Annotated in this window: 10 protein-coding genes and 1 pseudogene; 2 read left to right on the forward strand and 9 right to left on the reverse strand. The window is 62.8% G+C overall.

The genetic code is table 11. The annotated features are described in order from the left end of the window. From VN856_RS21540 to VN856_RS21555, 4 genes and pseudogenes are all read right to left on the reverse strand, one after another. Positions 1 to 240: pseudogene (locus tag VN856_RS21540) on the reverse strand (HAD-IB family hydrolase); the annotation flags it as partial. A 126-nt stretch (positions 241 to 366) separates the two neighbouring features. Continuing rightward, positions 367 to 582 carry a hypothetical protein gene (locus VN856_RS21545; protein ID WP_325692725.1) on the reverse strand — a complete coding sequence of 72 codons (216 nt, stop codon included), beginning with the start codon at positions 580 to 582 and terminating at the stop codon, positions 367 to 369. Further along, on the reverse strand, positions 582 to 797 hold the full coding sequence (locus tag VN856_RS21550) for a hypothetical protein (RefSeq protein ID WP_325692727.1): 216 nt from the start codon (positions 795 to 797) through the stop codon (positions 582 to 584). The genes VN856_RS21545 and VN856_RS21550 overlap by 1 nt, the downstream gene beginning before the upstream one ends. A gap of 13 nt (positions 798 to 810) precedes the next feature. Further along, positions 811 to 2,436: an ADP-ribosyltransferase domain-containing protein gene (locus VN856_RS21555; protein WP_325692729.1), complete on the reverse strand. Its 1,626-nt coding sequence runs from the start codon at positions 2,434 to 2,436 to the stop codon at positions 811 to 813. Positions 2,437 to 2,515: 79 nt separating this feature from the next. Between VN856_RS21555 and VN856_RS21560 the strand changes: the two genes are divergently transcribed. Then, the gene (locus VN856_RS21560; RefSeq protein WP_325692731.1) at positions 2,516 to 2,704 is read left to right on the forward strand and encodes a hypothetical protein; all 189 of its coding nucleotides are present in this window, start codon (positions 2,516 to 2,518) and stop codon (positions 2,702 to 2,704) included. A gap of 264 nt (positions 2,705 to 2,968) precedes the next feature. Here VN856_RS21560 and VN856_RS21565 read toward each other — a convergent pair whose 3' ends face one another. From VN856_RS21565 to VN856_RS21580, 4 genes are all read right to left on the reverse strand, one after another. After that, the gene (locus VN856_RS21565) at positions 2,969 to 3,259 is read right to left on the reverse strand and encodes a WXG100 family type VII secretion target (protein WP_325692733.1); all 291 of its coding nucleotides are present in this window, start codon (positions 3,257 to 3,259) and stop codon (positions 2,969 to 2,971) included. Then, a complete protein-coding gene (locus VN856_RS21570) occupies positions 3,252 to 3,563 on the reverse strand; it encodes a WXG100 family type VII secretion target (RefSeq protein WP_325692735.1) in 312 nt (103 codons plus the stop codon). The genes VN856_RS21565 and VN856_RS21570 overlap by 8 nt, the downstream gene beginning before the upstream one ends. A 102-nt stretch (positions 3,564 to 3,665) precedes the next feature. Beyond that, positions 3,666 to 4,583, reverse strand: coding sequence for a hypothetical protein (locus VN856_RS21575; RefSeq protein WP_325692737.1), 918 nt, complete (start codon positions 4,581 to 4,583; stop codon positions 3,666 to 3,668). A 12-nt stretch (positions 4,584 to 4,595) separates the two neighbouring features. Then, positions 4,596 to 5,420 (reverse strand): DUF5631 domain-containing protein, encoded by an 825-nt coding sequence (locus VN856_RS21580; RefSeq protein WP_325692739.1) that lies wholly within the window; start codon positions 5,418 to 5,420, stop codon positions 4,596 to 4,598. Between VN856_RS21580 and VN856_RS21585 the strand changes: the two genes are divergently transcribed. Next, positions 5,407 to 5,673, forward strand: coding sequence for a hypothetical protein (locus VN856_RS21585; protein WP_325692741.1), 267 nt, complete (start codon positions 5,407 to 5,409; stop codon positions 5,671 to 5,673). The two genes, VN856_RS21580 and VN856_RS21585, sit on opposite strands and share 14 nt — an antisense overlap. Positions 5,674 to 6,712: 1,039 nt before the next feature. On the opposite strand, the gene VN856_RS21590 is transcribed toward VN856_RS21585, so the two are convergent. Next, the coding region (locus VN856_RS21590) for a hypothetical protein (protein ID WP_325692743.1) at positions 6,713 to 7,127 on the reverse strand (415 nt) is incomplete at its 5' end.

Genomic DNA, 7,127 nt, shown 5'->3' on the forward strand with positions numbered 1-7,127 from the left:
TTTGCCGAGGACCTGAAACTTGGCCTGCGCGTAGACGAATCCGAGGACGTCGCGATAGGTGAAGTACTTTCGGGCGGCCAGGCCGCGGCCGAAGTGGATCAGCGACGAGCCCTGCACCAAGGTGTTGTCGACGTCGAAGAACGCTGCCGCGGTCAGGTCGACGGGCGGCTGCTCAGGGCCGGAATCCTCGCCGGCCTGGACATCTTCCAGCGCCCGCTCGGCGCTGGCATTTGCGGCCAGCGTCTCGAATTCGGGGTCGGGTTCTGCGTTGGGGCCGGGCTCGACAGTGCCCGGGCCGCCGGGAGCGGTCACGGTTCAACACTATCCGCCCGCGCGGCGTCGGGGTGGGATGGCGTGGGGGTCTAGCTAGCGGTCCCGCCAGCCCTCGTACTCGGTGCCGGACATGTCATCCCGGAACCTTTCCGGAACTTCTGTCCAATAGTCGGCTTCAGTGAGGTGGTCTATCCGCTCCTGACCCTCATCGAACAGTTTGCGGTAGTGCGCCAATTCCTCTTCGGTTGGCGCGGTGACGCCCGCTTCTTCAGGAGTGGAGAACGTCTTGCCCACGATTTTCTTGGCCACTACTTGTCTTGCCAGCCTTCGTACTCAGTACCGGAGGTGTCGTCCCAGAACTTCGACGAGATTTCTTTCAGGCGGTCCTCTTCAGGCACTTGGTCTATCCGCTCTTGAAGCTCGTCGAAGAATTTGCGGTAGTGTGCCAATTCCTCTTGGGTTGGCGGGGTGACGCCTGCTTCTTCGGGTGTGGAGAACGTCTTTCCGGCGATTTTCTTTGCCATTGCTTAACTTTTCCTATCGCTCAACCATGTCAATGATCGTCCTGCCGCTGTCACGATCAAATTTTCGACCTACCACGTAAAACTGAACGCCGTTCGGGAACAGAACTTCCTGCTCGCTGGGGAGGATCGAGAACGACGAGATATCCCGTCCTGTCGTCGAGCGGATTCTGAACTCGACGTTCCCAGCGAATGCCGGGGATTGCGCCACTTTGAGATCCGTCGTTGTGCTGAAGAACGCGCTTTCGCTCACGACCGCGCCTGGCTGATATTGCGCAAGCACATCTGCTGGCAGGTTTGTGCCACGAAACACCGGTCCGTGGTGCGGAGGTAGTTTCTCCAACGCCTGACTCAGTACGTCAACTTGAGCTTGCTGAGATGCGTCCAATGTGCCAGTCCTCAACGCCTCGTTCAGGTACTCGTGTCCCGGTCCAGTGTAGTTAGCGAAGGCCGATAGATCCTGGGGCGTCAACGATGGGGCCGAGTGAGCCACGGGTCCGTAATGGTCTGGCGCCGGCGAGTAGGCACTCGGTGCGCCGCTGTGCGGTTGCGCTGCGACCGGACCGTGAGGAAGGGATGCCGACGGCAGGCCGGTGGCCGCGCCGGGTGGTAAGTGAGCGGGCGTGGACGACGGTGCATGCGCGGCAGTCTCTGGCGCGGCCGCGGGCCTGGGTTCTGTGCCCACTGCAGATTTCTGGCTGACCGGAGTCTCTGACTCGGTGAGCCCGTACGGCGGTAACGGTTCTTTGGTTGGCGGTCCAGGCTCCGGTAGTCCGCTTCGTGGCGCGCCGTTTCGTGGTGCTGGATTGCCGTGAGACGGTGCGGGTTCGGGGATGAGCGTGGCTGGACGAAACTCCTCGGACCTTTCAGCCACGTCCGCCGCGGCACGGCCCACCATTGGCAATTTCTCCAGAGCGCCACCAGGAATAAGCACCGTCGCCAAATCGAAAGCGGATTCGCCCGCCGCCTGAAAGGGATTCGTACTCCACTCGTCCCAATGAACGGTGTCTTTGCCAAGCTCCTTCCACGACTCTTTGAGACTCTGCTCGCCCTCCAACCCAGTCAGCGATTCCAGCTTGTCGACTGCGCCAGAGACGGAGTGCCAGAAGCCTTTCGGGTCGACGGCTGCCCGCGCCGGGTTAAAGGTCCACAAGCTCTTGACCAAACCCTCGGCTTCGGTGAACACGCCGTTGCACATCTGGCCGAGGTGATCCAAGGCTCGGCCGACATCGGTGTCGTGCAGGAAGTGGTCCCACTCCTTTTCGGCGTAGCGGGCCATCGCGGAAATGATGGCGGCCGCTTCCGAAAGCGCCGTGGCGATCTCCTGAGACAATGCATCGACTTCAGCCGTGAATTGGTTGACGATGATGCGAATGTCCTTGGCGATCTTCCTGATTTCGTCTTCTTCGTCGTCGGTCAGGAACTCCCAGACTTCTTTCAGCCCAGTCAGCGGATTGCAAATGCGCGACAACAGATCCAGGATTGCCGCGTGGACCGTGTCGATCTTTCCGGCCAAAGACGTGAGCTGAGTCGCGATCGTTGCGCACTGCTGCAAAATTCCGGCTGCGCTGCGGTTCGTGGCGGAGAACGCCGCAGCAATCGCTGGGCCTTCAGGGATCTGCTGAGCGCCGATGCTGCCCATCGGCCCGGCTGCTCCCAGTATCTCGCCGACTTCGAATTTCGTTCCGGCACCGGTCCAAGCCGCCGCGGCAGATCGCAGTTTGGCCGAATCGCCATTCGGCCAGATCATCCCGATGTATTTCGACACCCAGCCCCAGCCCGCCGGCGCGGCAACACCCTCACCGACAGCTGAGGGTGCTGAGCCCGCCGAAATAGAGCCGGTCTGGTGCGGGGCGGAGAGCGGCTGGCCGTGTCCCGACACGTTTGACGATGCCTCGGCCGCCGAATAGTTGTGCGCGGAGACCCGTACTCCATCACCCAAGCGGCACAACCCATTACGAGTGGTAGCCATCGCCTCCAGCAGCTTGGACGCTGACGAGTTGTAGGTGCGGCCAAATGCCGCGCCAGCGGGATCGTCACCGGCCATCCCGCTGCATCCGGACAGCGAGGTGGTCAAAGTCGTGATGACCGATCCCAGCCCTTCGCCGGCCGAGATCAGGGCTGTGCCGGCTCCGTCGAGGACCGCTGGGTCTACCGCGAGCGGTGCCATCGGCTCACGACCACATCGCCACGTTCGCCGCCATCGCGTGCGTGTAGTTGTGATGCGCTGTGCCGCCGGCCGTCTTCAACTGCTTCAATGCTTCTCTCATCGTCGCCTCACCGAGCGCCCAATGTCGATGCGCCTCGGCATGCGCGGCCGCGGCCTCACCCGACCAGGTTTGGTGCAGATGCGTTACCAGCGAGTCGATCTCAGCGACGAGGCTCTCAGTGTGCCGCATGAATTCGCCCATGCGTTGCATGGCATCGGCCAGCGCCTCCGGATCTACGCTGAATGCGTCAGCCACGGTAGATTCCGTCTACCGTCTGGCCTGCGGTGCGCTCTTGGGCTTGGAAATCTGCACCAGCGACGCCGACCACTTTCGCTAGTATCGACAGCCCCAGCTGGATCTCTCCCGTTCCGCGATGCCAGAGATCCCAGGCCTGGCCATACGCGTCGCCGGATCCGCCCTTCCATCCCGCGAGCAGCTCGCGAACCTGGCCGTCGAGCTCGACAAGCTTTGAGTGCAGATCCTTCGCCGCCCCGGAGAGTGCTTGTGACGCAACGTGCATCGCTTCGGGTTGAACCCGCAACGTCTCGCGCTCAGCCATACCGGTCAAGCTAACGGCGTTGCGCAGGCTGCACAATTCACCCTGGGGGGCGTCAAAATCAGCCGCGAGGCATAATTTTCCGTTTGCGCTTAAGTAATCGTATTACGAACGGTTGCGGTCGGTTTCGTCTTCGTCGTCGTCGCGTTTGTCGTCAGGGGCGACCATGCGTCTGCTGGCTACCGGTTTTCCGGCGATGCGTTTCACGACTTCCGGTGTGGTCTGCGGGCTGGTGATACGTCCTTGGACTGGCGCGCCGTTTTTGACTGTTGGAGGCACGACACGTTTGGTCTCGGCCTTACTGTCGCTGCCGCCCGCGCCGGCACCGCCGGCAGCACCAGGCGGCATCATCGGCATTCCGCCGCCCATCGACCCTCGCGCTCCAGCGCCCGGATCGGGGGGACTGGGTGGCACCGGGACCTGTTGCGCCGACATCGGATAAGTGCCAGCTGACGGAACTGGTGGCGGCCCAAGGTTTCCGGCGGGCGTCGTGACGCCAGCCAGGTCCGCACCAGCTCCACCACCGGCACCCAGCGCCGCGCCACCCGCGCCGAGCGCGTCACCGAGAGCGTCGGCGGGAAGCTCACCAGCCAGGCCAGCACCTTGGCCCGCTTTGCCCAGTGAGCTCGCCATTTGCGTGCCCATCTGCATGCCCTGCTGCATAGCCTGATTCATGCCTTGTGATAGCCCCTGGAACATTCCGCCGAAGGCTTGCATGAACTGTTGCGGCATTTGAGTGGCAGAGCTCATTAGCTGCTCGAGTTGCTTGCTCGAATCCTGATCGCCCGCAGGGAATTGCGTCATCGCGTCGCCGGTCTTCTCGCCGCGCTTGGCGTGCCCGGCCTCAGCAGCGGCCATGTCAGTTGGATCACCTGCGTTTCCGGCGAGACCGAGGGTGGCAAGCAGCTGACTCATGAGCGAGCTTCCCGATGCGATCTGATCGGGAGTCAACGGTGGCGGCGGCGGCATGCCGAACGCGTGCGCGAGTTGGCCTAGAACGATCTGTAGCTGCTGCGGGTCCATCGAATCCTCTTCCTAAGGCACGTAATTCAGTGCCTGGAACCAGGCGAAATGGTAGTTGGCGCCGATGCTGTCCGAGGCTGCCAGTGCCTCGATTGAGGCGAGTAGTTGCCAGTTGGCAATGGCGGCGCCGTCCACGTCGTCGGGGTAAGCGTCCAGCACCCGGTCACGAAGCGCCGCGAGATGCTGTTGAAGGAACTCGACTTCATTGTCGATAACGCCTGTGCCGGTTGACGCCGCCTTGGCGAGGGTGTGTGCCATCTGCGGCAGCCCGTCTCGCCAGTTGGTGGCTTGACCGAGTTCCCAGCCGAGCTCGTCGACAGCTGGTACCTGCCGGGGGCGCGGTGAGGTGGGGATGGGTTCGGCGTCGTCCGCAGCTGATTCCGGCAGGTAATGCACCGGCGAGTAGCTGGCCGATGCGCTTACTTGGCCTAGCAATGTTTCGATGTCGCCACGGCGCTCGCCCGGCTCGAGGAGGGTCACGACGGATGGGAGCGCGATACCCGGCGGAATCCAGCCGCTCGCAAGGTCGGTGACCAGAAGGGTGGTGCCGTCAGCCTGTTCTCCAGCAGCCCACCGAAGGCGCGGTTCTTGATTGGCGACGTGGTCGACGAGCCGCTGGAGGCGGGCTTTTGCCGTCGCTTGCGCGGAGGCGGCCCCAGCGGCGGCTCCACCCGCGGTAGCAACGACGGCCTGCTCGCCGATGCCGGCTGGCGCGGGATGCGCGAGTGGCGCGGCGGTCGGTTGACGAACGACGGGCTGCGCGATCCCGCCGGCTCCGGCGGACGGGCTGACCGGTGCTGAGGCCGGTGAGGCGGCAGACGAAATGGACGGGCTCACCGGCGGGCTCGACGGCAGTGTCGGCGCCGAAATCGTAGGCATCGGTGGGCGAATGTCAGAGCCATATGTCGGCAACGAACCGATGGGTGCGGCTGGTGTCGAGGCGGCGGCGGCCGGCCCAGCCAAATATGTTGTGCCCGAATCGGTTACCGCAGAGTGGCTGACTGATGGAGCGGCTGTAGCTGAAGGCGCGTCAACCGCAGGCGCCGTTACCGGCGCCGTCGAAGCCGGGACGTCCGACACCGGAGGTTGAACGGGCACTTGCGGCTGAACCGGGCCGGTTACTGGCGGCACGTTGTTGAGTGCGGCCGATGTGGGTGCCCCTTGGTTCAGGCCATGATCCAGGCCTTGCATGAAGGCGTTGGGCGGTTGTGCGCCCGATAGGGCCGATTGACCAAATGCGTTGGCCGGCGCGGTGGTTGGCAACGAATTCATCGGCAGCGGGGCGTTCATGCCAGGTTGGCCGATCGACGCTCCCGAACCCGGGATGCCGCCTACGCCTGCTGCCGCGGGGCGTATCGAAGTTGGGAGCTCTTGCGATCCGGCCCCACCGAGGGGCTGGGGTGGTGCTGCGGGCGGTGGGGGTGGTGGGAGTTCTTGCGATCCGGCCCCACCAAAGGCCTGGGGCGACTCCGACGGTGCTGGACCTCCTTGCGGGCCGCCGCCTTCACCGAGCAAGCCTTGCACCTGCTGTGTGACAGTTTCCTTGCTTGGCGAGCCGAGCATCCGAGTGGTGTCGATGCCGTGTTGCTGGGCAAACTGACGGGCGCTTGTGTGAATTCCTCGCTGATCGAGAATGGTCTGCATTGCCTCGAATACGTTTTGAGTATGAGGTGCCGCCGCGGCATTCGCATCCTCTTGGCAACGCATCACCACCTCTACAATTTTGCCCACCTTAATCGGAGGTAGATCCTTCGACTGTTGGATTTGATTAATCTCTGACTTTCCGTCATGTGCGATCGTCTCTAGTCGAGAATTCAAATCGTGCACGCTCTCGTGCGCAGAGTGGTGAGCGTCGCTGATGACACCATTTGTCTTCGCGACTTCGCCGGCTTGATCAGCACCCCATGTGAAGGCGTCCCGAATGGACTCAGCGGCCATACCCTTCTGAAGTTCTGGGTTCAGCGAACCCGACAATTCTTGCCGCAGGTGATCCGAAAAGTGTTGCCATGCAGTCGCGGTGGTTCGCCGTTTTATTGCGGCAGCACCTACAACGCTGACATCAGTAGGTGGAGTCCACCACTGGCCCACCATGGCCATAAACCAGGGATCGGTGTTGCCGCTTGCGCTACTCACTTGCAAAGCTCCAGCGCACGATCGAACCCCGAGTTCCCTTCTTTGATCAGAGCGGACTGTGCAGGGTCGTCATTTCTGGCATCGGCCAAGTAGTTTGCGCCTAGATCGAGCATGACTTGTGTCAATCCCTTGATCGCAGTCGCGAGCTCTGGGGGCGTCGCTGCGTCCACGTGGTCGCGGAGATACCAACCACCGCTGATAATTGCCAGCCGTGCGTCCGCGCCTTGAGCTTCGGCCAATGCGGGGTCACTGCTTTGTCCGACGTTCGTGCCTGCGTGGAGCATGGTCCCTTTATGAACGAGGTCCAGTGCGGAGCACGCGCGTGCCTTCGCATCGGAAACCTGCTGCTCCGTGTACGTCGGAGTCTTGGAGGGCGTCGCTGCCGGTTGTGGTGAGGGGCGAAACCACCCA

Origin of the sequence: Mycobacterium sp. (assembly GCF_035603715.1) — a bacterium.
GTDB lineage: Bacteria > Actinomycetota > Actinomycetes > Mycobacteriales > Mycobacteriaceae > Mycobacterium.

Coding starts and splice junctions, on each gene's coding strand:
- VN856_RS21550 (WP_325692727.1), bottom strand. CDS start 797: ATGGCAAAGAAAATCGCCGGAAAGACGTTCTCCACACCCGAAGAAGCA.
- VN856_RS21555 (WP_325692729.1), bottom strand. CDS start 2,436: ATGGGCAGCATCGGCGCTCAGCAGATCCCTGAAGGCCCAGCGATTGCT.
- VN856_RS21570 (WP_325692735.1), bottom strand. CDS start 3,563: ATGGCTGAGCGCGAGACGTTGCGGGTTCAACCCGAAGCGATGCACGTT.
- VN856_RS21575 (WP_325692737.1), bottom strand. CDS start 4,583: ATGGACCCGCAGCAGCTACAGATCGTTCTAGGCCAACTCGCGCACGCG.
- VN856_RS21585 (WP_325692741.1), top strand. CDS start 5,407: ATGGACGGGCTCACCGGCGGGCTCGACGGCAGTGTCGGCGCCGAAATC.